This is a genomic window from Streptomyces sp. NBC_01591 (genome assembly GCF_035918155.1).
Taxonomy (GTDB): Bacteria; Actinomycetota; Actinomycetes; order Streptomycetales; family Streptomycetaceae; genus Streptomyces.
The window spans coordinates 1902381-1924809 of record NZ_CP109327.1; the positions used below are offsets into that span (position 1 = coordinate 1902381).

General features: G+C 69.7%; 15 protein-coding genes. 7 read left to right on the forward strand and 8 right to left on the reverse strand.

Going from position 1 to position 22429, the window contains the following annotated elements:
• Positions 1-346: 346 nt before the first annotated feature.
• Together OG978_RS08910 and metH are read right to left on the reverse strand one after the other, a co-directional pair.
• A complete protein-coding gene (locus OG978_RS08910) occupies positions 347-1048 on the reverse strand; it encodes an HAD family hydrolase (protein WP_326764667.1) in 702 nt (233 codons plus the stop codon).
• 120 nt (positions 1049-1168) lie between these two features.
• Positions 1169-4681 (reverse strand): methionine synthase, encoded by a 3513-nt coding sequence (gene metH, locus OG978_RS08915; RefSeq protein WP_326764668.1) that lies wholly within the window; start codon positions 4679-4681, stop codon positions 1169-1171.
• A gap of 239 nt (positions 4682-4920) precedes the next feature.
• Between metH and OG978_RS08920 the strand changes: the two genes are divergently transcribed.
• The 6 genes from OG978_RS08920 (at position 4921) to OG978_RS08945 (ending at position 11941) form a co-directional block, all read left to right on the forward strand.
• Entirely contained in the window at positions 4921-5685 is a 765-nt protein-coding gene (locus OG978_RS08920; RefSeq protein WP_326764669.1) for an IclR family transcriptional regulator, read from the forward strand.
• Positions 5686-5920: 235 nt separating this feature from the next.
• Positions 5921-6712 (forward strand): MIP/aquaporin family protein, encoded by a 792-nt coding sequence (locus tag OG978_RS08925; RefSeq protein ID WP_326764670.1) that lies wholly within the window; start codon positions 5921-5923, stop codon positions 6710-6712.
• Between the two features lie 54 nt (positions 6713-6766).
• Positions 6767-8302, forward strand: coding sequence for a glycerol kinase GlpK (gene glpK / locus OG978_RS08930; protein WP_326764671.1), 1536 nt, complete (start codon positions 6767-6769; stop codon positions 8300-8302).
• Positions 8303-8307: 5 nt separating this feature from the next.
• Entirely contained in the window at positions 8308-9918 is a 1611-nt protein-coding gene (locus tag OG978_RS08935) for a glycerol-3-phosphate dehydrogenase/oxidase (protein WP_326764672.1), read from the forward strand.
• Positions 9919-10068: 150 nt separating this feature from the next.
• Positions 10069-11127 (forward strand): LLM class flavin-dependent oxidoreductase, encoded by a 1059-nt coding sequence (locus OG978_RS08940; protein ID WP_326764673.1) that lies wholly within the window; start codon positions 10069-10071, stop codon positions 11125-11127.
• A gap of 142 nt (positions 11128-11269) precedes the next feature.
• The gene (locus OG978_RS08945) at positions 11270-11941 is read left to right on the forward strand and encodes a FadR/GntR family transcriptional regulator (RefSeq protein WP_326764674.1); all 672 of its coding nucleotides are present in this window, start codon (positions 11270-11272) and stop codon (positions 11939-11941) included.
• A 100-nt stretch (positions 11942-12041) separates the two neighbouring features.
• Here the strand turns inward: OG978_RS08945 and OG978_RS08950 are convergent, their stop codons facing one another.
• The 5 genes from OG978_RS08950 to OG978_RS08970 form a co-directional block, all read right to left on the reverse strand.
• Positions 12042-13094, reverse strand: coding sequence for an ABC transporter permease (locus OG978_RS08950; RefSeq protein WP_326764675.1), 1053 nt, complete (start codon positions 13092-13094; stop codon positions 12042-12044).
• Positions 13091-14611, reverse strand: coding sequence for a sugar ABC transporter ATP-binding protein (locus OG978_RS08955; protein ID WP_326764676.1), 1521 nt, complete (start codon positions 14609-14611; stop codon positions 13091-13093). Before OG978_RS08955 ends, OG978_RS08950 begins: the two co-directional genes overlap by 4 nt.
• 2 nt (positions 14612-14613) lie before the next feature.
• Positions 14614-15654 (reverse strand): sugar ABC transporter substrate-binding protein, encoded by a 1041-nt coding sequence (locus tag OG978_RS08960; protein WP_326764677.1) that lies wholly within the window; start codon positions 15652-15654, stop codon positions 14614-14616.
• A gap of 101 nt (positions 15655-15755) precedes the next feature.
• Positions 15756-16535 (reverse strand): SDR family NAD(P)-dependent oxidoreductase, encoded by a 780-nt coding sequence (locus OG978_RS08965; RefSeq protein ID WP_326764678.1) that lies wholly within the window; start codon positions 16533-16535, stop codon positions 15756-15758.
• Positions 16532-17887, reverse strand: coding sequence for an enolase C-terminal domain-like protein (locus tag OG978_RS08970; RefSeq protein WP_326764679.1), 1356 nt, complete (start codon positions 17885-17887; stop codon positions 16532-16534). Before OG978_RS08970 ends, OG978_RS08965 begins: the two co-directional genes overlap by 4 nt.
• A 255-nt stretch (positions 17888-18142) precedes the next feature.
• On the opposite strand from OG978_RS08970, the gene OG978_RS08975 reads away from it, so the two are divergent.
• A complete protein-coding gene (locus OG978_RS08975) occupies positions 18143-19225 on the forward strand; it encodes a PAC2 family protein (RefSeq protein WP_326764680.1) in 1083 nt (360 codons plus the stop codon).
• An 81-nt stretch (positions 19226-19306) separates the two neighbouring features.
• On the opposite strand, the gene OG978_RS08980 is transcribed toward OG978_RS08975, so the two are convergent.
• Positions 19307-22351 carry an NPCBM/NEW2 domain-containing protein gene (locus OG978_RS08980; RefSeq protein ID WP_326764681.1) on the reverse strand — a complete coding sequence of 1015 codons (3045 nt, stop codon included), beginning with the start codon at positions 22349-22351 and terminating at the stop codon, positions 19307-19309.
• Positions 22352-22429 lie beyond the last annotated feature (78 nt).

Sequence of the window (22429 nt, forward strand, 5' to 3'; positions counted from 1 at the left end):
CGGACATGGAGAAAGCGACATTAGTAGGCGTCGTCGGCAATGCCGGACCGGAGAACTACCGGCGCGTAATCAGATGGTGATGGGAATTGACGGCGAGCCGCTTTCCCGCGCCGGAAGGGTTTCGCAGATACATGAATGAACCGGGACATTTCAACGCCCCAAAACGGACACGTCGGTGGATCTTGAAAACCTTCCGAGGCGCATTCGGGTGAGAAAGCTCACGCTTTGGACCGTTCGAATCCTTTATCGCACACCCGGCTGGCCCACACTCACACGCGACAGAAAATACACCATCCACCACCGAGAGCTTTTCCATTCATTCACAGAAACACTCTCGGTACGCGGATCAACGCATTCCCGTGACCAGGCCACGGAGAAAAGCGAGATCGACTTCTTCGAGCGAACCGACGACCACCCGGCCGGACGCGGGGGCGATGGGAGCGACGGACGGTACGGCGACCACCCGGCAGCCCGCCGCCTCCGCGGCCGCGACACCGGTCGCGGTGTCCTCGATGACCGCACAGCGCTCGGGATCCGCGCCGAAGCCGGAAGCGGCGGTGAGATAGGGCTCCGGATGCGGCTTCGTACGGGAGACCTCGTCGCCCGCCACGGTGAGGGCGAAGTAGTGACGGCCCATCGATTCCAGCACCCGGTCGATGATCCGCCGGTGCGAGGCGGAGACCAGGGCGGTGGGAACCTCGTGCCTGGCCAGTTCGGCCAGCAGCCGGGCCGCGCCCGGCATCAGCGGCACACCGCGGCCGATGCGCTTCTCGAAACGGTCGTTGAGCAGCACGGTGAGCTCGTCGAGGGTGATGTCCGCGCCGGTGACGTCCATGAGATAGCCGGCGCTCCGGGTCATCGGCCCGCCGACCACCACGTCCCGCCAGGCCTCGTCGAGCTGGTGCCCGAGCTCGGCGAAGACCTCCACCTCCGCGTCCCACCAGAACCCCTCGGTGTCGACGAGGGTGCCGTCCATGTCGAGGAGGACGGCCTGGAGCGCGGCGCCTTCGGCCATGCGGGTCAAGGACACGGGGACCGTGCTGGTCATCCGGCACACCTTCCGTAAGGGACGAGAAGGCCGGCCGCCATTTCCCGCGGGAAAGGCGACCGGCCTGCACTGGACCGACAAGTGTACGACTTGTCCTGCTACCACGCGTTGAACATCGTCTTACCGCGCGTTGAAGTACTTCGCCTCCGGGTGGTGGATGACGATCGCGTCGGTGGACTGCTCCGGGTGCAGCTGGAATTCCTCCGAGAGATGCACCCCGATCCGCTCCGGCCGGAGCAGCTCGGCGATCTTCGCCCGGTCCTCCAGCTCGGGGCAGGCACCGTAGCCGAGGGAGAAGCGCGCGCCCCGGTATTTCAGCGCGAACATGTCCTCGACATCGGACGGGTCCTCGCCGCCGAAGCCCAGCTCCGAGCGGACCCGGGCGTGCCAGTACTCGGCGAGGGCCTCGGCCAGCTGTACGGACAGGCCGTGCAGCTCCAGGTAGTCGCGGTAGGAGTTGGCCTCGAAGAGCTTCGCGGTCTCGCCGCCGATCTTCGAGCCGACGGTGACGACCTGGAGACCGATCACGTCCTTCTCGCCGGATTCCTCGGGGCGGAAGAAGTCCGCGAGGCAGAGGCGGCGGCCGCGGCGCTGGCGGGGGAAGGTGAAGCGGGTCCGCTCGGAGCCGTCCTCGTGGAGCAGGATCAGGTCGTCGCCCTTGGACACGCACGGGAAGTAGCCGTAGACGACGGCGGCTTCCAGGAGGTTCTCGGTGTGGAGCTTGTCGAGCCAGCCGCGCAGGTGCGGGCGGCCCTCGGTCTCCACCAGCTCCTCGTACGTCGGTCCGTCGCCGGCACGGGCCTGCTTGAGTCCCCACTGGCCCTTGAAGAGGGCGCCCTCGTCGAGCCAGGACGCGTACTCCTTGAGCTGGATGCCCTTGACGACCCGGGTGCCCCAGAAGGGGGGCTCGGGGACCGGGTTGTCGACGGCGACGTCGGAGCGCACGCCCTCCTCCGGCTCGTCGACCTCCAGGACCGCCGTGTCCCGCTTGGGCACCCGGCGCTGCTTGAGCTCGGGCAGCACCGCACCCGGGACACCGCGCTTGACCGCGATCAGCGCGTCCATCAGGCGCAGACCCTCGAACGCGTCGCGGGCGTAGCGGACCTCGCCCTCGTAGATCTCGTGGAGGTCCTGCTCGACGTAGGCCCGGGTGAGGGCCGCGCCGCCGAGGATGACGGGGAAGTCGGCGGCCAGCTTGCGCTGGTTCAGCTCCTCCAGGTTCTCCTTCATGATCACGGTGGACTTCACCAGGAGGCCGGACATGCCGATGACATCGGCCCGGTGTTCCTCGGCGGCTTCCAGGATCGCGGAGACGGGCTGCTTGATGCCGAGGTTCACGACGTTGTAGCCGTTGTTGGACAGGATGATGTCGACGAGGTTCTTGCCGATGTCGTGGACGTCCCCGCGGACGGTGGCCAGGACGATGGTGCCCTTGCCCTCGGCGTCGGACTTCTCCATGTGCGGTTCGAGGTACGCCACCGCGGTCTTCATGACCTCGGCGGACTGGAGGACGAAGGGCAGCTGCATCTGGCCGGAGCCGAAGAGCTCGCCGACGACCTTCATGCCCTCCAGGAGGGTGTCGTTGACGATGTCGAGGGCCGGGCGGGTCCGCAGCGCCTCGTCGAGGTCGGTCTCCAGGCCGTTCTTCTCACCGTCGATGATGCGGCGCTGGAGTCGCTCGTCGAGCGGCAGGGCCAGGAGCTCCTCGGCCTTGCCCGCCTTCATCGACTTCGTGCTGACGCCCTCGAAGAGCTCCATGAGCTTCTGGAGGGGGTCGTAGCCCTCGGCTCGGCGGTCGTAAATGAGGTCGAGGGCGACCTTGACCTGCTCCTCCTCCAGGCGGGCGATCGGCAGGATCTTGGAGGCGTGCACGATCGCGGAGTCGAGTCCGGCCTTGACGCACTCGTCGAGGAAGACGGAGTTCAGCACGACTCGGGCGGCCGGGTTGAGGCCGAAGGAGATGTTGGACAGGCCCAGCGTGGTCTGCACGTCGGGGTGGCGCTTCTTCAGCTCACGGATCGCCCCGATCGTGGCGATGCCGTCGCCGCGGGACTCCTCCTGACCGGTGCAGATAGTGAAGGTCAGGGCGTCGATGAGGATGTCCGACTCCTGGATGCCCCAGTTGCCGGTCAGGTCCGTGATCAGCCGCTCGGCGACGGCGACCTTGTGCTCGACGGTCCGGGCCTGGCCCTCCTCGTCGATGGTCAGCGCGATCAGCGCGGCGCCGTGCTCCACGGCCAGCGCGGTGACCTTGGCGAAACGGGACTCGGGCCCGTCGCCGTCCTCGTAGTTGACCGAGTTCAGGACGGCACGGCCGCCCAGTTTCTCCAGACCGGCCCGCAGCACGGGCAGCTCCGTCGAGTCCAGCACGATCGGGAGGGTGGACGCGGTGGCGAAACGGCCGGCCAGCTCCTCCATGTCCGCCACACCGTCGCGGCCCACGTAGTCGACGCAGAGGTCGAGCATGTGCGCGCCCTCGCGGATCTGGTCGCGGGCCATCTCCACGCAGTCGTCCCAGCGGGCTTCGAGCATGGCCTCGCGGAACTTCTTCGACCCGTTGGCGTTCGTGCGCTCACCGATAGCCAGGTACGAGGTGTCCTGGCGGAACGGGACGGTCTGGTAGAGGGAGGCGGCGCCCGGCTCGGGGTGCGGGGTGCGGGGGGTGACGGCCACGCCGCGGACCCGCTCGACGACCTGGCGCAGGTGTTCCGGGGTCGTGCCGCAGCAGCCGCCGACCAGCGAGAGGCCGTACTCCTGGACGAAGGTCTCCTGCGCGTCGGCGAGCTCGGCCGGGGACAGCGGGTAGTGCGCACCGTCCTTGCCGAGCACGGGGAGGCCGGCGTTGGGCATGCAGGAGAGCGGGATGCGGGAGTGCCGGGCGAGGTAGCGCAGGTGCTCGCTCATCTCGGCGGGGCCCGTGGCGCAGTTCAGGCCGATGAGGTCGATGCCGAGCGGTTCCAGGGCGGTGAGCGCCGCGCCGATCTCGGAGCCGAGCAGCATGGTGCCGGTCGTCTCGACGGTGACGGAGCAGATCACCGGGAGGTTGGCCCCGGTGGCCTCCAGGGCGCGCCGGGCGCCGATGACAGAGGCCTTGGTCTGGAGCAGGTCCTGGGTCGTCTCGACCAGCAGGGCGTCGGCGCCGCCGGCGATCATGCCCTCGGCGTTCTGCTGGTAGGCGTCACGGAGCTTGGTGTACGGGGCGTGGCCCAGCGTCGGCAGCTTCGTACCCGGGCCCATCGAGCCGAGCACCCAGCGCTGCTGCCCGGTGGAGGCGGTGAACTCGTCGGCGACCTCGCGGGCGATGCGCGCGCCGGACTCGGAGAGCTCGAAGACCCGCTCGGGGATGTCGTACTCGCCCAGGGCCGCCAGGTTGGCGCCGAAGGTGTTCGTCTCGACGCAGTCCACGCCGACGGCGAAGTACTCCTCGTGCACCGAACGCACGATGTCGGGGCGGGTGACGTTCAGGATCTCGTTGCAGCCTTCGAGGTTCTCGAAGTCCTCAAGCGTGGGGTCCTGTGCCTGGAGCATGGTGCCCATGGCACCGTCGGCCACCACTACACGGGTGGCGAGCGCCTCGCGGAGGGCTTCGGCTCGGTTCCGGCTGTCGGCGGAAGGGGTCGGCGACGAGGCCATGGATGTACTCCCTGGGATGCGACGGCTGTCGGCTTTGCGTCTTCGGTGGAAGGCGCACCAGGCCAGCCTAGCCGGGCGGCGCCCGGGGCCGTCACTCCGTCCCACGGAACGGACTGCATGCTGTGCGGGGGGATGTCCGGTTCGGAGCGGTGTCGCGGTTTTGCTGCGCGATCGAGCAAGGGTCGGCATCGACCGATAGTGTTCAGCATTGTCGAACCAAGGTGGAGGAGTACGGCGCGATGGCCAAGAACATCCAGTCGCTGGAGCGGGCGGCGGCGATGCTGCGCCTGCTGGCAGGCGGCGAGCGTCGGCTGGGGCTGTCCGACATCGCCTCGTCACTGGGCCTGGCCAAGGGCACCGCACACGGCATCCTGCGCACGCTCCAGCACGAGGGCTTCGTCGAGCAGGACGCGGCGTCCGGCCGCTATCAGCTGGGCGCCGAGCTGCTGCGTCTGGGCAACAGCTATCTGGACGTCCATGAGCTGCGGGCCCGCGCGCTGGTCTGGACGGACGACCTGGCCCGCTCCAGCGGCGAGAGCACCCATCTGGGCGTACTGCACCAGCAGGGCGTCCTCATCGTCCACCACGTCTTCCGCCCCGACGACAGCCGGCAGGTCCTGGAGGTCGGGGCCATGCAGCCGCTGCACTCCACGGCCCTGGGCAAGGTGCTCTCGGCATACGACCCGGTGGCGCACACCGAGGCCATGGAGGCCGAGCGGCAGCCCTTCACGCCGCGCACGGTCACCGATCCGGAGGAGTTCGAGGCGATGCTCGACCTGATCCGGGCGCGCGGCTGGGCGGCCGACGTGGAGGAGACCTGGGAGGGCGTGGCCGCGGTGGCCGCCCCGATCCACGACCGGCGGCGGATGCCGGTCGGCGCGGTGGCCGTGACCGGCGCCGTGGAGCGGGTCTGCGCGGACGGGGACCTGCGCCCCGAGCTGATCGCCGCAGTGCGCGACTGCGCCCGTGCGGTCTCCAGGGACCTGGGCGCCGGGCGCTTCTGACCGCCGCGGCGGACAGCCGCCGGTAACGATCGAGTTATAGGCCACACAACCCTTGACGCCTGATTCACCTGGGGGAAGCATTGCCGTTCATCGGTCGGCATTGTCGAACACCTAACGGAAACAAGCGTTAGGGTGTGACAGCGCGAAGGGCCGGAAAACGCCCTCCCACGAGGGCGCGGACCACCGGAGGGACCCGGGGTTCGGCTTCCCTGGACGAAGGACAAAGGAGTCGCGGGTGTCCAGCTCCGACATCTTCATCGGCGAGACCATAGGTACCGCCGTTCTCATCCTGCTCGGCGGCGGTGTCTGTGCCGCTGTCACGCTCAAGCGCTCCAAGGCGCAGAACGCCGGCTGGCCGGCCATCACCTTCGGGTGGGGTTTCGCCGTGCTGACCGGCGCGTATCTGGCCGGCGGCGTTTCCGGCGCGCACCTCAACCCGGCGGTCACGATCGGCCTCGCGATCGAGGGCGGCACCGAGTGGAGCGACGTACCGCTGTACCTCGGCTCCCAGCTGTTCGGCGCGATGATCGGCGCGGTGCTGGTCTGGCTCACGTACTACGGGCAGTTCCGGGCGCATCTGACCGATCCGGAGATCCTGAGCGCCCACACGGGTGAGGAAGGCATGGTCGACAAGGCCGCCGCCCCGAAGGCGGGCCCGGTCCTGGGCATCTTCTCCACCGGCCCCGAGATCCGCCACGCCGTGCAGAACCTGGTCACGGAGATCATCGCCACCGTCGTGCTCGTCCTGGCGATCCTCACCCAGGGCCTGAACAACGAGGGCAACGGTCTGGGCACGCTCGGCGCGATGGTCACCGCCCTGGTGGTCGTCGGTATCGGTCTCTCGCTCGGCGGCCCGACGGGCTACGCGATCAACCCGGTTCGCGACCTCGGTCCGCGTATCGTGCACGCGCTGCTGCCGTTGCCGAACAAGGGCGGTTCCGACTGGGGCTACGCGTGGATCCCGGTCGCCGGACCGCTCATCGGCGGCGCGATCGCGGGCGGGCTCTACAACGTCGCCTTCGCCTGAGCCGTGACGCCCAGAGCCGTAACCCTCACGACCACAGACTTCCGGGAGCACACCGTGACCGACGCACACACCACCGGCCCGTTCATCGCGGCCATCGACCAGGGCACCACCTCCAGCCGCTGCATCGTCTTCGACAAGGACGGCCGGATCGTCTCCGTCGACCAGAAGGAGCACGAGCAGATCTTCCCGAAGCCGGGCTGGGTCGAGCACAACGCGACCGAGATCTGGGAGAACGTCCAGGAGGTCGTGGCCGGCGCCATCGTCAAGGCGGGCATCACGGCCGCCGACGTGAAGGCGATCGGCATCACCAACCAGCGCGAGACCACGCTGCTCTGGGACAAGAACACCGGTGAGCCCGTCCACAACGCCCTCGTCTGGCAGGACACCCGGACGGACGCGCTCTGCAAGGAGCTCGGCCGCAACGTCGGCCAGGACCGCTTCCGCCGCGAGACCGGGCTGCCGCTCGCCTCGTACTTCGCCGGCCCCAAGGTCCGCTGGCTGCTCGACAACGTCGAGGGGCTGCGCGAGCGCGCCGAGCGCGGCGACATCCTCTTCGGCACCATGGACTCCTGGGTCATCTGGAACCTGACCGGCGGCACCGACGGCGGCGTCCACGTCACCGACGTCACCAACGCCTCGCGCACGCTGCTGATGAACCTGCACGAGATGCAGTGGGACGAGCGGATCCTCCAGTCGATGGAGATCCCGGCCGCGGTGCTCCCCGAGATCCGTTCCTCCGCCGAGGTGTACGGCAACGCCAAGGGCGGCGTGCTCGACGGGGTCCCGGTGGCGTCCGCGCTCGGCGACCAGCAGGCGGCCCTCTTCGGCCAGACCTGCTTCTCCGAGGGCGAGGCCAAGTCCACGTACGGCACCGGCACCTTCATGCTGATGAACACCGGTGAGACGCCCGTCAACTCGTACAACGGACTGCTGACGACCGTCGGGTACCGGATCGGCGATCGGAAGCCGGTCTACGCCCTGGAGGGCTCCATCGCCGTCACCGGTTCGCTGGTGCAGTGGATGCGCGACCAGATGGGCCTGATCAAGTCCGCGGCCGAGATCGAGACCCTGGCCTCGTCGGTCGAGGACAACGGCGGCGCGTACTTCGTGCCCGCGTTCTCGGGTCTGTTCGCCCCGTACTGGCGCTCCGACGCCCGCGGCATCATCGCCGGTCTGACCAGGTACGTCACCAAGGCGCACATCGCCCGTGCCGTCCTGGAGGCCACCGCCTGGCAGACCCGCGAGATCACCGACGCCATGACGAAGGACTCCGGTGTCGAGCTCACCGCCCTGAAGGTCGACGGCGGTATGACTTCCAACAACCTGCTGATGCAGACGCTCGCCGACTTCCTGGACGCACCCGTGGTGCGGCCGATGGTCGCCGAGACGACCTGCCTCGGCGCCGCCTACGCCGCCGGTCTCGCCGTCGGCTTCTGGCCGGACACCGACGCGCTGCGCGCCAACTGGCGCCGGGCCGCCGAGTGGACCCCCCGCATGGACGCGGACACCCGCGACCGCGAGTACAAGAGCTGGCTCAAGGCCGTGGAACGCTCCATGGGCTGGCTCGACGAGAACACTGCCGAGGAGTAATCGACATGACCACCCTGCAGAGCGTCCCGGCCCTCGGGACCCACCCGGCCTCCGGCTCCCTCCCGAGCCGTGCCGAAACCCGGGAGCAGCTGTCCAAGGCGGCGTACGACCTCCTGGTGATCGGTGGCGGCATCCTGGGCATCTCCACCGCCTGGCACGCCGCGCAGTCCGGGCTGCGGGTGGCCCTGGTGGACGCCGGCGACTTCGCCGGCGCCACCTCCTCCGCCTCGTCCAAGCTGCTCCACGGCGGTCTGCGCTACCTGCAGACCGGCGCGGTGAAGCTGGTCGCGGAGAACCACTTCGAGCGCCGTGCGGTGTCCCGTCAGGTGGCCCCGCACCTCGCCAATCCGCTCACCTTCTACCTGCCGGTCTACAAGGGCGGACCGCACGGCGCGGCCAAGCTCGGCGCGGGTGTGTTCGCGTACTCGGCGCTCTCCGCGTTCGGTGACGGGGTCGGGCATGTGATCAGCCCGGCGAAGGCGCAGCGCGACGTGCCCGAGCTGCGTACGGACAACCTGAAGGCTGTCGCGGTCTACGGCGACGACCAGATGAACGATGCCCGGATGGCGCTGATGACCGTCCGCGCGGCCGTCGACGCGGGTGCGGTCGTCCTCAACCACGCGGCGGTGACCGGGCTGCGGTTCACCAAGGGCCGGGTGACCGGTGCCGAGCTCCAGGACCGCCTGGACGGTACGGAGTTCGGCGTCAACGCCCGTCTCGTGCTGAACGCCACCGGACCGTGGGTCGACCACCTGCGCAGGATGGAGAACCCGGACGCGGCACCTTCCATACGCCTGTCCAAGGGCGCGCACCTCGTGCTGAAGCGCACCCGCCCGTGGAAGGCCGCGCTGGCCACCCCGATCGACAAGTACCGCATCACGTTCGCCCTGCCGTGGGAGGACATGCTGCTGCTCGGCACGACGGACGAGGAGTACGAGGGCGATCCCGCGGACGTCGCGGTCAACGAGAAGGACACCGCGCAGATCCTCGACGAGGCGGCGTTCTCCATCAGGGACCAGCAGTTGTCGCGCGATCTGATCACCTACTCCTTCGCCGGTCTGCGGGTGCTGCCCGGCGGCCCCGGCGACACGTCCAAGGCCAAGCGCGAGACGGTCGTGACGGAGGGCCGCGGCGGGATGCTGTCGATCGCGGGCGGCAAGTGGACGACGTTCCGTCACATCGGCCGTACGGTGATGAACAAGCTGGCCGCACTCCCCGGGCACCCGCTCGCGGAGGACATGGAGCCGATCTCGCACCTGCCGAAGAAGCTCCCGCTGCCCGGTATCGCCAACCCGAACGCGGTGGCGCACCGGCTGCTGGTCGACGGCGGCACGCCCGGCCCCCGGATGGCGGCCGACACCGCCCGGCACCTCGCCACGCACTACGGCTCGCTCTCCTTCGACATCGCCCGGATGGCGAACGAGAACCCGGCGCTGGCCGAGCGCATCCACCCGGACGCGCCGGAGATCTGGGCGCAGGTCGCCTACGCCCGTGACCACGAGTGGGCCGAGACGGCGGACGACGTGCTGCGCCGCCGGACGACGCTGACGATCCGGGGCCTGGCGACGGACGAGATCCGGGCCGGCGTCGATTCCATGCTCGGCGACCGGGGCTGACCGGGCCGGACGTACGGATATACGGACATACGGCGAGGGGTGGCTCCCGCGGGAGAGGCCGCCCCTCGCCGCATGTCCGGAACGGCACGGTCGGTGGACGCGCCACACGGCCGCCACACGGGTGCAATACGGCGCGGGGACAGTTGAGCCATGAAGTTCTCCGTGCTCTCCCTCATCGGCCACGCCCCGCACCCGCTGAACCATCGATTCCCCTCCCCCGCCGAACGGTTCGAGGAAGTGATCGGGACCGGCGTCGTCGCAGAACGGCTGGGTTTCGACGCGTACGCGATCGGTGAACGGCACGCAGGTCCGTTCCTCTCGTCCAGCCCGAGCGTGGTGCTCGGCGCGCTGGCGGCCCGTACCTCCACGATCCGGCTGCTGACCGGCGTCACGGTCGTCGCCATCCTCGATCCGGTGCGGGTGGCCGAGGACTTCGCGACGCTCGACCAGATCTCCGGGGGTCGGATCGAGCTGGTCGTCGGGAAGGGGGCGGAGGCCGGTCACTTCGACCTCTTCGGGCTCGACGAGGAGCGGCAGTGGGACCTCCAGAAGGAGAAGTACGAACTGCTGCGGCGGCTCTGGAGCGAGGAGGGCGTCGACTGGGAGGGCGAGTTCCGGCCCGCACTGAAGAACGCCACGACCCTGCCGCGCCCGTACGCGGGGCCGCCGCGCGTCTGGCACGGATCGGCGACCAGCCTCGAATCCCCCGAACTTGCGGCGCGCCACGGCGATCCGCTGTTCACCGCCAATGCCGTCCAGCCCCGTGCGGCGTACGCCCGGCTGATCGACCACTACCGGGAGCGCTTCGAGGCGTACGGCCACGATCCGGCCCGCGCGCATGTGGCCGCGGGCTCGGGCGGGCTGCTGATCGCCGACAGTTCGCAGCAGGCCGTGGAGCGCTACAAGGAGCTGTACGAGGCGAAGGTGGCGCAGTCCTTCCGGCCGCACCTGGAGGGGAAGGCCGGGTACAACACACCGTTCCGGACGATCGAGGAGGCCATCGCGGACGGGCCCCAGCTGATCGGCAGCCCGCAGCAGATCATCGACAAGATCCTCGGCTGGCACGAGGTGTACGGGCACGACCTCCAGTCGGTCACCGTGGACGGCTTCGGGCTGAGCGCCGGCGAGCAGACCGAGACGCTCCAGCGGTTCGCGGAGGAGATCGCTCCGGTGGTGCGGCGCGAGGCACCGTCCGCGCTCTGGGACTGACCCCGGCGGGCGTCCGGCCGCCCGGACCCTGGACGACCTGCGGCAGACCTGGTTCATCCGCCTCTTCCGACCCGCATAATGAAGAGATACATCGGATGTCTGAACCCAGTTCTGATTCCAGTCCGGATCCAGGAGGACCGTCATGGCTGTCACCGACGAGGCGATCGAGAAGATCAAGGGAATGATCGTCTCGGGTGCGCTGCGCCCCGGCGACCGGCTCCCCAAGGAGAGCGAACTCGCGGCGGAGCTCGGGCTCTCCCGCAACTCGCTCCGGGAGGCGGTGCGGGCCCTTTCGCTGATCCGCATTCTCGATGTGCGCCAGGGCGACGGCACGTATGTGACCAGCCTCGATCCGCAGTTGCTCCTGGAGGCGCTGAGCTTCGTGGTGGACTTCCACCGCGACGACACGGTGCTGGAGTTCCTCGCGGTCCGCAGGATCCTGGAACCTGCGGCGACGGCGATGGCGGCCACCCGGATCAGCGAGGCCCAACTGGACATACTCAGCTCGCAGTTGGACGCGCTGGGGGCACAGCCCTCGGTGGAGGAGCTGGTCGCCTGCGACCTGGAGTTCCACCGCGGCATCGTGCAGTCGTCCGGGAACTCGGTGCTCTGCTCGCTGCTCGACGGGCTGTCGGGGCCGACGACCCGGGCGCGGGTCTGGCGCGGTCTGACGCAGGAGGACGCGGTCAGCCGCACGCTCCATGAGCACCGGGCGATCGTCTCGGCGCTGCGGGACCGGGACGCGGAGGCTGCGCGGGCCTGGGCGACGGTGCATGTGGCGAGTGTGGAGCAGTGGTTGCGGTCGTCGCTGTGACAAAGGTGGGGCGGGTGGGGTGTTCCCCGACCCGCCCCTTCCCGTAACCGGGGCTCCGCCCCGGACCTCGCGTCTCGAACGCCGGCGGGGCTGAAAACGCTCAGTCCTGCTTCTCGCCGCTCGCGAAGCGGGAGATGACCAGGGCGACGATGATGATCGCGCCGTTGAGGAACTGGTTCCACAGTGCCGGGACACCGCCGAGGGTCATCACATTGACCACCAGCTGGAGCGTCAGCACACCGGTCAGCGCGCCGAACAGGGTGCCGCGGCCGCCCTTGAGGCTGATGCCGCCGATGACCGCGGCGGCGAACACCTGGAAGATCCAGCCGTTGCCCTGGGTCGCCGCGACCGATCCGTAGTGGCCGGTGTAGAGGATGCCCGCGAAGGCCGCCAGCAGCCCGCCGACGGCCAGCACGATCCAGGTGACCCGGTCCACCCGGATGCCCGCGGCGCGCGCCGCCTCCGGGTTGCCGCCGATGGCGTACAGCGAGCGTCCGTGGCGCAGCCAGGCCAGTGCGGCGCCGCCGACGGCGAACAGCGCGAGGCAGATCCAGACGGCGGCCGGTGCGCCGAGCCACTCGCTCTTGCCGAGGTAGCGGAAGGACTCCGGGACGTCGGTGATGGACTTGCCCTCGGTGATCCCGATGTGGAGGCCGCGCAGCATGGTGAGCATGCCGAGCGTGGCGATGAAGCCGTTGACCCTCAGCTTCAGCATCAGGAAGCCGTTGACCGCGCCGATGGCCAGACCCACCAGCAGACAGAGCGGGATCGCCGACCAGGTGGGCAGCAGCCCGAGGCCCGCGAAGCGGCCGCCCTCGGTGGGCAGGACCAGCCACATCGCGACGACCGGCGCGATGCCGATCGTCGACTCCAGCGACAGGTCCATCCGCCCGCAGATCAGGATCAGCGCCTGGCCCAGCACCAGCAGGCTCAGTTCGGAGGACTGCTGGACGACGCTGATCAGGTTCTCGGAGGTCAGGAACACCGGCGAGACGATGAACCCGATCACCATCAGCACCAGGATCACCGGTACCAGGGAGAAGTCGCTCCACCTGATCAGCTTCAGCCGGTCCAGCGGCCTCTCGCCGGTCGGGGAGCCCTTCGTCCCGCTGTCGATGCCGTCGGCCGCCAGGGGCCGTACCGTGCCGGTCATTCCCTTTCCCCCACACCTTCCATGGCGGCGACGAGCTCCCCGTCGTTCCACCCGCTTGCGAATGTCGCGACCACGCGTCCGTGGAACAGGGCGAGCACCCGGTCGCAGACCCGCAGATCGTCCAGCTCGTCCGAGATGATCACTGCGGCGTTCCCCTCGTCGGCGACCCGTCGTACGACTCCGAGCAGGGAGTCCTTGGACTTGATGTCCACCCCCGCGGTGGGCCGCACCGCCACCAGCACGCTGGGTTCACGGGCCAGCGCCCTGGCCACCACCACCTTCTGCTGGTTGCCGCCGGAGAGTCCGGAGACGGGCTGCTCGGGCCCCTGTGTCTTGATGTCCAGCGAGGCGATCATGGTGCGCGCGAACTCCCTGGTACGGGAGGGCAGTACGGTCCCCCACGGGCCGAGCTGGTCGGTGACCGTGAGCGTGGCGTTCTCGGCGACGCTGCGTTCCAGGACGAGGCCCTGGTCGTGCCGGTCCTCGGGGATGTAGCCGATCCCGGCGTCCAGCGCGTGCGGCACGCTGCCGGAGCGCACGGACCTGCCGTGTACGCGGACCGTGCCGCCGCCCGCCTTCCGCATGCCGGCCAGGGTCTCCCCCAGGGCCGTGTTGCCGCTGGCCGCGGAGCCGGCGAGGCCGAGCACCTCGCCGGGGCGGACCTCCAGGTCCAGTGGTTCGAACTGGCCCGGGACGTTGAGCCCTTCGGTACGCAGTACGGGGGCGGCCGACTCGTCCCGCGCCGCGGCCCCGGTACCGCCCGCGTGCCAGGCGGTGGCACCTGCGGACTGCTCGCCGGTCATCGCCGCCACCAGCTCCGCCTTGGCGATGCCGGCGACCGGGGCGGTCAGCACATGGCGGGCGTCGCGGTAGACGGTGACCGCCGTGCACAGTTCGTACACCTCCTGGAGGTGGTGGGAGATGAAGAGGAAGGCCACTCCCTGGCTCTGCAGTTCCCGCAGCTTGTCGAAGAGCCGCCCGATGCCCCGGGCGTCGAGCTGGGCGGTCGGCTCGTCCAGGACGATCAGCCGGGCGCCGAAGGACAGCGCCCTGGCGATCTCGACGAACTGCCGCTGCTCGACGGCGAGATCGCGCGCCCGGGTGCTGGGGTCGACCTGGACCCCGTACTCGGCCAGCAGCCGCTCGGCGCGCCTGCGGAGCCTGCCCCAGCTGATCCAGCGGGCGTTGTCGTCGAAGCGGTTGAGGAAGAGGTTCTCCGCGACGGTCAGATCCGGGACGACCATGGATTTCTGGTAGACGCAGGCGATCTTCGACTGCCAGGCCGCGGTGTCCCCGAAGGCCGGCGCGGGCTCCCCCGAGAACGTGACCGTGCCCGCGTCCGCCTTGTGGAGCCCGGTCAGAACGCTGACCAGCGTCGACTTGCCCGCGCCGTTGCGGCCGACCAGGGCGTGCGACTCACCGGGCTGCACGGTGAGCCTCACCCCGTCGAGCGCCACGGTGGGCCCGAAGCGTTTGACAACGCCTTCCGCCTGTACGGCAGGTGGTGCCTGGTCCATGGCTAGCTCTTCTTCTCCAGCTGGTTGGCCCACAGCTTCGGGTCGTCGACGTTGTCCTTGGTCACCAGCGGCGCGGGGAGCTGGTCCTCGAAGCCGTTCGGGATCTTGATGATGTTGGAGTCGTGGTCGGTGGGGCCTTCCTTGAAGGTCTTTCCGTCCAGGGCCGCCTTGGCGTAGTAGAGCGCGTACTTCGCGTACAGGTCGGCGGGCTGGGAGATCGTCGCATCGATCTTCCCGGCCTTGATGGCGTCGAACTCCTCCGGGATGCCGTCGTTGGAGATGATCGTGATGTGCCCCGGCGTACCGGCCGGCTTCAGCAGCTTCTTCTGCTCCAGGAGTGCGAGGGTGGGCTGCAGGAAGACACCGCCGGCCTGCATGTAGATGCCGTTGATGTCGGGGTTGGCGGCCAGGGTGGCCTGGAGCTTGGCGGAGGCGACGTCGCCCTTCCAGTCGGTGGCCAGCTCGAAGACCTTGATGCCGGGGAAGTCCTTGTCCATGCAGGCCTTGAACGCCTCGGACCGGTCGCGGCCGTTGATCGAGGAGAGGTCGCCCTGGAATTCGACGACCTTGCCCTTGCCCCCCAGCTGCTCGCCGAGGTACTTGCAGGCGTTGGTCCCGTACGCCTTGTTGTCGGCGCGCACCACCATGTAGATGTTGCCCTTGTCGGGGCGGGTGTCGACGCTGACGACCGGGATCTTCTTCTCGTTCAGCGTGTTGAGCGACTCCGCGATCGCGCCGGTGTCCTGCGGCGCCATCACCACGGCCTTGGCGCCCTGGTCGGTGAAGGTCTGGACGTTGGCGACCAGCTTGCCGATGTCGTTCTGCGAGTTGGTCAGCGGCAGCGCCTCGACCTCGCCCGCCTCGACGCCCTTCTCCACGTAGTTCTGGTACGAGTTCCAGAAGTCGCTGTCGCTGCGCGGCAGGTCGATACCGACCTTCCCGCCGCCCGCGCCGTCCGCGGTGGACTCGCGGTTGCAGCCCGCGAGGGCAGTGACGGCCAGCAGTACGGCGCAGGCTGCCGCACTCGTCGTACGCACTCTCATTGGTGTCCCGTCCTTTGTGAGTACCGGCTCGGATTTCTGTCGGCAAAGCGGAGGTGCATGCGCGGGGGTGCGGCGGGTGGCGCGGCTCGGGCCTCCCCCGGTCAGCTCTCGGCGGGGCGCAGGCGCAGCCCCTGCATGCCGCCGTCGACGGCCAGTGCCGTGCCGGTGACCGAGGCGGCGGCGGGGCTCGCGAGGTAGACGATCGCGGCGGCGACCTCGTCGGCGGAGACGAGCCGTCCCAGCGGCTGGCGGGCGTTGAGCGCGGCCCGTTCGGCGGCCGGGTCGTCGGCCTGGCCGAGGAGCCGGCCGATCCACGGGGTGTCCGCGGTGCCGGGGTTGACGCAGTTGACCCGGATGCCCTCACGGACGTGGTCGGCGGCCATCGCCAGGGTCAGCGAGCGGACCGCGCCCTTGCTCGCGCTGTACAGGGCGCGCTGCGGCAGCCCGGCGGTCGCGGCGATGGAGCAGGTCTGGGTGATCGACACGGCGCCGGGACGGTCGGCCGCCGCGCGCCGCAGATGGGGCAGGGCGTGCCGGGCGGTGCGGACCATACCGAGGACGTTGATGTCCAGGACCCGGGTCCACTCGTTGTCGGCGTTGTCCTCGACGGTGCCGATGGATCCGATGCCGGCGTTGGACACGACGGTGTGCAGTGCGCCCAGTTCGGCGGCGGCCCGGTCGACCGCCTCGCGCACGGCGTCGTCGTCGGTGACGTCGGCCTTGAGGGCCAGGACGCCGGCGGGGGCGCCCGCGGTCTCCCGGTCCAGTACGGCCACCTGCGCGCCGCGCGCCAGCAGCATGGTCGCGACAGCGGCGCCGATGCCGGAGGCGCCGCCCGTGACCAGGGCGTTCATTCCTTCGAAGTCGCTCGTTCCGGTCATCGGCCGGCCTCCTCGGTGGTTTGGCGGGCCTGCCATACGGCGCCCTCCGGGTAGCGGTGTGCGGCGATCGAATCGGGGAGCATCCGGGCGGAGAAGCCCGGGGAGCTCGGCGCGGTGTAGCGGCCGGACTCGATCACGGTGGGGTCGGCGAAGTGTTCGTGGAGATGGTCGACGTACTCGATCACTCGGTTGTCCCAACTGCCGGAGACCGCCACGTAGTCGAACATCGAGAGGTGCTGCACCAGCTCGCAGAGTCCTACCCCGCCCGCGTGCGGGCAGACCGGTACGCCGTACTTCGCGGCGAGCAGCAGGATCGCGAGGTTCTCGTTGACGCCCGCGACCCGTGCCGCGTCGATCTGGACGAAGTCGACGGCGCCGGCCTGCAGCAGCTGCTTGAACACGACCCGGTTGGCGACGTGTTCGCCGGTGGCGACCTTGACCGGCTGACCGGCCCGGACGGCGGCGTGGCCGAGGATGTCGTCGGGGCTGGTCGGCTCCTCGATCCAGTGCGGGTCGTACGGCGCGAGCGCGGTCATCCATTCGACCGCGTCCGAGACGTCCCAGCGCTGGTTGGCGTCGACGGCGATCCGGATGTCGGGCCCGACGGCGTCGCGGGCCAGGGCGAGTCTGCGGACGTCGTCGCGGAGGCTGCCGCCGACCTTCAGCTTGATCTGGGTGAAGCCGTCGGCGACGGCCTCCTTCGCGAGCCTGACGAGCTTGTCGTCGGTGTAGCCCAGCCAGCCGGGCGAGGTGGTGTACGCCGGGTATCCCTCGGCGCGCAGCCGCTCGGCGCGCTCGGCCCGGCCCGGTTCGGCGGCCCGCAGGATCGCCAGGGCCTCGTCGGGGGTGAGGGCGTCGGTGAGGTAGCGGAAGTCGACGAGGGAGACGAGCTCCTCGGGCGTCATCCCGGCGAGGAACTCCCAGACCGGCCTGCCCGCCAGCTTGGCCGCCAGGTCCCAGGCGGCGTTGACGACCGCGCCGGCCGCCATGTGCATCACGCCCTTCTCCGGGCCGAGCCAGCGCAGTTGCGAGTCATGGGTGAGCTCACGGTGCAGTGCGGCGAGATCGGCCGCGGTGCGGGGCGCCGGGCGCCCCACCAGGTAGGGGCGCAACGCCTCGATGGCGGCGGCCATCACCTCGTTGCCCCGCCCGATGGTGAAACAGAAGCCATGTCCCTCGATGCCTCCACCGCCGCTGTCCGGGCCGTCCGTGCGGTCGGGGACTTCGGTACGCAGTACGACGTAGGCAGCCGAGTAGTCGGGATCGGGGTTCATGGCGTCCGAGCCGTCCAGTTGTTCCGAGGTCGGAAAACGGATGTCGTGGACCTCGAAATCCGTGACGGTCTGACTCATGTGCGCCCCCAGGGGAATAACATCGGACCTCTGTTCTGGTCATCCGATGTATAGCGCCATCAAGGCACCAAAGTCCAGGGATTGATCGAAATTGACCGGCACAGCTCGGATGTATCCGGAGTCCGATGCCTTGATTCGACCGGTGATGCGTCTTCGTGGACCCGGTTCACCCGGCTGTGCACGGAGGCTGCGGCGCGAGTGACCGGAAGCCGTAAGGTTGATGGGTACACAAGGGAACTTCGGAAGGAGGCCTGGGTGATCGAGCTCGAGGGGGTTCCCGAGCTGATCGACCCGGTCATGGTGGCCGCGTTCGAGGGATGGAACGACGCAGGGGACGCCGCCTCCACGGCGGTCGCACACCTGGACCGGGAGTGGAAGGGCGAGGTGTTCGCGGCGCTGGACGCCGAGGACTACTACGACTTCCAGGTCAACCGGCCGACGCTCTGGCTGGACGGCGGGGTGCGCAAGATCACCTGGCCGACCACCCGGCTCTCCGTGGTCCGCGTCGGCGGGGACAAGCCCCGCGATCTCGTCCTGGTCCGCGGTATCGAGCCATCCATGCGCTGGCGCTCGTTCTGCAACGAGATCCTGGGTTTCGCCCATGAGTTGGGGGTGGAGATGGTGGTGGTCCTGGGCGCCCTGCTCGGTGACACCCCGCACACCCGGCCGGTGCCGGTCAGCGGAGTCACCTCCGATCCGGACCTGGCGCGGACCATGGACCTGGAGGAGACCAGGTACGAGGGACCGACGGGCATCGTCGGCATCCTCCAGGAGGCCTGCACGCACGCGGGCGTGCCCGCGGTGAGCCTGTGGGCGGCGGTGCCGCACTACGTGTCGCAGCCGCCCAACCCGAAGGCCACACTCGCGCTGCTGAACCGCCTGGAGGACCTCATCGGTCTGCGCATCCCGCTGGGCGAACTGCCCGAGGACGCGCGCGCCTGGCAGCTCGGCGTCGACCAACTGGCCGCCGAGGACAGCGAGGTGGCCGAGTACGTCCAGACGCTGGAGGAGGCCCGGGACACCGCCGAGCTTCCCGAGGCGAGCGGCGAGGCCATCGCCCGGGAGTTCGAGCGCTATCTGCGCCGCAGGGACATCGGTCCGGGTCAGACGCCGGGCGGGCACGCGACGGAGAGCGGCGACACCTCGTACCTGCGCGACACCTCCAGCGGCCGCACCCGTCCGCCGAAGCCGGTCCGCCCCGAGACCGGGGGCGACACGGGCCCCGGCGCGCCGCCCGCGGGCGGACCCGGCCGGCAGCCACCGGCCGACCGGGAGGGCGACGACGACGGGGACGGCGAGGGTCCGCAGGATTCGTCGGAGGACTCCCCGGAGGACTGACGCTCCGAGGAGGACGGACGGGACCGGTGGAGCACCGGGCGGGTACGTCACCGCCCGGCGCTCCCGTGCTGTCCGGGACGTTCAGGAACAGGTGAACCGGGCGGCGGCCCAGTCCCCGTGGTCACCGGTCCTGGAGCCGTTGGTGTCCGTGACCTTCAGGTGCACATGGCGCGCACCGTCGAGCTTCACGTCGACCGGTACGGTCGCCGAGGCCCCGGTCACCTTCGGGGAGGTCCACAGCACCTTGCCGTCCGCCTCGACCGAGAAGGCCACTTCGCCGTAGCCGTTGATCTCGTCGTCGATCCCGGCGTCCGCGGTAAACGCGGTGCAGCGCCCGCCGAGATAGACCTCGATGTCGGAGTCGGCATGGGTGCCGATCCCCTTCTCGTACGTCTTCCCGGCGAGGGTCAGCGGGTGCCCGTCGGTGGCGCCCGACTCGCCGTTGCTGCGGTCCCGTTCGGCCGGTCCGTAGCCGTTGGCGGACTTCAGCCACACCAGATCGCTCGCCCAGGCCTCGCCGGTGGGCGGCGGTGGCATCACTCCGGCGGCGAACCGCTGCGTGGCGGTCCGGGATTCACCGGCCGACCGGTAGCGGACGAGTGCGGTGATCCGTGCCTCTCCCGCCGTGGCGTCCTTCGCGGGGGTGACGGACACCTCGACCCGTCGGGTGGTGCCCGCCGGGATCCGGTCCACCGTCGCGGCCCGTGCGACCTGCCAGCCCTCGGGAACGTCCAGGCCGACCTGGGCGTCCGTCACATCGGCGCTGCCCGCGGTGACATCGACGGCGACGGTGCCCTCGGCCCCGGCGCCGACCTCCTGCCCGGCCGGCGCGGAGACCACGGCGCTCGCCGCGGCGGCCCGCCCGCCGACCGCGCTGGTGTTCTTCAGCTCCACGGAGAACTTCTTGCCGGTGGACAGCGGCGCGGTCTTGATCTTCACGACGCCGCCACGGTCGTCCCGGTCGTACCACCAGCCCTGCTTCGCGGCCTTGTACGCGGCGGCGGAGCCCAGCCGGGGCAGCTTCCCGCCGAGCTCGACCGCGCTCGGGGCGGACCCGGTGTGCACGGTGAACTCGTACGGGCGCTTGCTCTGCTTGCCCGTGAACTCCCCCTTGCTCGCGCCTACCCGCACGGTCACGTCGCCCGCGCCCCGGGCCGGTCCGTCCACATCGGCCCGCTGGGTGGCGTACTTGCCGTCGCGGTGCTGCCGGGTGACGCCGTCGTCCTCGTACAGCGTGAAGGACGACTTGCCCTGCGGGTAGATGTCCCAGGCGAGCGGGGAGCCGGCGGTGCGGTCCTTGTACGAGCGGATGCCCGGCCACATCGGCACACTGGCACCGCCCTTGACGAACAGCGGCAGGGTGTCGAGCGGGGCGCTGTAGTCGTCGAGGGTGACCGGGCCCTGGTACGTCCGGCCGCTCCAGTAGTCGGTCCAGGTGCCCTTCGGCAGGTAGATGCCGTCGCGCTCGGTGCTGTCCTGGTAGACCGGCGCGACGAGGAAGTCCTCGCCTGACATGAACTCGTACTTCGCCGCGTCCGTCGCCGCCTTCGGGTCGTCCGGGTATTCGAGGACGAGCGGGCGGACCATGCCGACGCCGGTCTTCGTCGCCTCGTGCGCGTAGGAGTACTGGTAGGGAAGCAGCGACTCCTTGAGCTTGAGGTAGTCGCGGTTGATGGTGGTGTACGGCTCCCCGTACCGGAAGGGCTGCTTGTCGCTGGCCGCCCAGCCGTCCATCGTCATCGTGGTCCCCAGGAACATCTTCCACTGGAGGTCACGGGTGTAGGTCTTGGCGCTGCCGCCGAAGATTCCGTCGACGTCGCCGGTGGTGTAGGCGAGGCCGGACATCGTGGCGCCCGCGTAGGTCGGGATCTGCCAGCGGATGTAGTCCCAGGTGCCGTACTGGTCGCCGGACCACTGCACACCGCAGCGCTGGGCGCCCGACCAGCTCTCGGGGGCGTAGGTGAAGCCGCGGGCGTCACTGTTGTCCTCGATGCCCTTGTACGCGTCCTTGCAGCCGTCCAGGGCGAACTTGTAGCCGGCGCCGATCCAGGCGACGTCCAGCTTGGCGACCCGCTGACCGGCCTTGACCTGCTCGGCGATCTTGTCGATGCCGTCCTGGGTCCACAGGCCGAGCTGCATGTCGCGGTCCTGGAGGCCCTTGGCGGTCTCGGCGAGGTCCTCGTGGCCGCAGCCGTAGCCGTCGTTGACGAGCATCCAGCCGTTCGGCATGTCGTGCTCCACGTAACCGTCGGCGACCTTCAGGGCGTCCAGGGTGTGGCGCTCACCGCGGTTGGCGTTGTGGAGATAGCAGTCGGCGTCGCCGATCTCCATTCCGTACACGGGCGGCAGGAAGGGCTTGCCGGTGAGCTTCGTGTACTGCCCGATGACGTCCTTGGCGCTGTCGCCCGCGAAGTAGTAGGCGTCGAAACGCTTCTCCTTCGCGCTGGTGGTCACCGGGTCGGTGAAGGCGTAGGTGTTCGGCGCGTAGGTGTTGCGGAAGACGCCGTAGCCGGCCGAGGAGAGGTAGAACGGCACCGAGTTGGGGTGGCCGCCGTCGTCCCAGTTGTAGTCGACGCCGACCTCTACGGTCTTGTCGCGGTGCGAGGTGTTGCCCCGTCCGTTCTGCATGCCGGCGCCGTAGAACTGCTCGTCCGCGCCGCGGGCCAGCGTCTGGGTGGTCTTCTCGCCGTTCCAGCTCAGCCCCTTGGCCTCGGACCAGACCTGGCTGCCGTCCGCCCGGTACAGGGCGAAGCGCAGGGGCGATTTGTAGGCGCGCAGGGTGACGCGCCCGGTGGAGAGTTCGTAGCGGTCGCTCCGCTCCTTCCACCGGGTGTGCGGCGGGGTGCCCTGCGGCAGCACTATGTCGTCGCCGGCCGGGTCCGAGAACGTGCCGTCCGGGGCGAGTTCGATACGGAAGGTCTCGGCGGAGACGAAGCTGACCCGCGCCTCGGCGGCACCGGCCTTCAGGTGGTAGACGGATCCGTCGGCGGAGAATCCGGTGAGGTCGCCGACCGTGGTGTCCGGCTCGGCGGCGCCGGCCTGGGCCGCGCCGGGGCCCGAGAGGACGGCGAGCAGCCCCAGCAAGGCTGCAACTGCCGCCGCTCTGATGCGCGTTGATGATTGCATAGAGCGCTTTTAGCGCAGCATCGAGCACTTGACCACGGACAAAACGGAACCGGCCCTGAACTTCGTCGAGAAGTCCAA

Coding starts and splice junctions, on each gene's coding strand:
- OG978_RS08935 (WP_326764672.1), top strand. CDS start 8,308: ATGACCACCCTGCAGAGCGTCCCGGCCCTCGGGACCCACCCGGCCTCC.
- OG978_RS08950 (WP_326764675.1), bottom strand. CDS start 13,094: ATGACCGGCACGGTACGGCCCCTGGCGGCCGACGGCATCGACAGCGGG.
- OG978_RS08965 (WP_326764678.1), bottom strand. CDS start 16,535: ATGACCGGAACGAGCGACTTCGAAGGAATGAACGCCCTGGTCACGGGC.
- OG978_RS08955 (WP_326764676.1), bottom strand. CDS start 14,611: ATGGACCAGGCACCACCTGCCGTACAGGCGGAAGGCGTTGTCAAACGC.
- OG978_RS08970 (WP_326764679.1), bottom strand. CDS start 17,887: ATGAGTCAGACCGTCACGGATTTCGAGGTCCACGACATCCGTTTTCCG.
- metH (WP_326764668.1), bottom strand. CDS start 4,681: ATGGCCTCGTCGCCGACCCCTTCCGCCGACAGCCGGAACCGAGCCGAA.
- OG978_RS08945 (WP_326764674.1), top strand. CDS start 11,270: ATGGCTGTCACCGACGAGGCGATCGAGAAGATCAAGGGAATGATCGTC.
- OG978_RS08980 (WP_326764681.1), bottom strand. CDS start 22,351: ATGCAATCATCAACGCGCATCAGAGCGGCGGCAGTTGCAGCCTTGCTG.
- OG978_RS08910 (WP_326764667.1), bottom strand. CDS start 1,048: ATGACCAGCACGGTCCCCGTGTCCTTGACCCGCATGGCCGAAGGCGCC.
- OG978_RS08940 (WP_326764673.1), top strand. CDS start 10,069: ATGAAGTTCTCCGTGCTCTCCCTCATCGGCCACGCCCCGCACCCGCTG.
- OG978_RS08920 (WP_326764669.1), top strand. CDS start 4,921: ATGGCCAAGAACATCCAGTCGCTGGAGCGGGCGGCGGCGATGCTGCGC.
- OG978_RS08960 (WP_326764677.1), bottom strand. CDS start 15,654: ATGAGAGTGCGTACGACGAGTGCGGCAGCCTGCGCCGTACTGCTGGCC.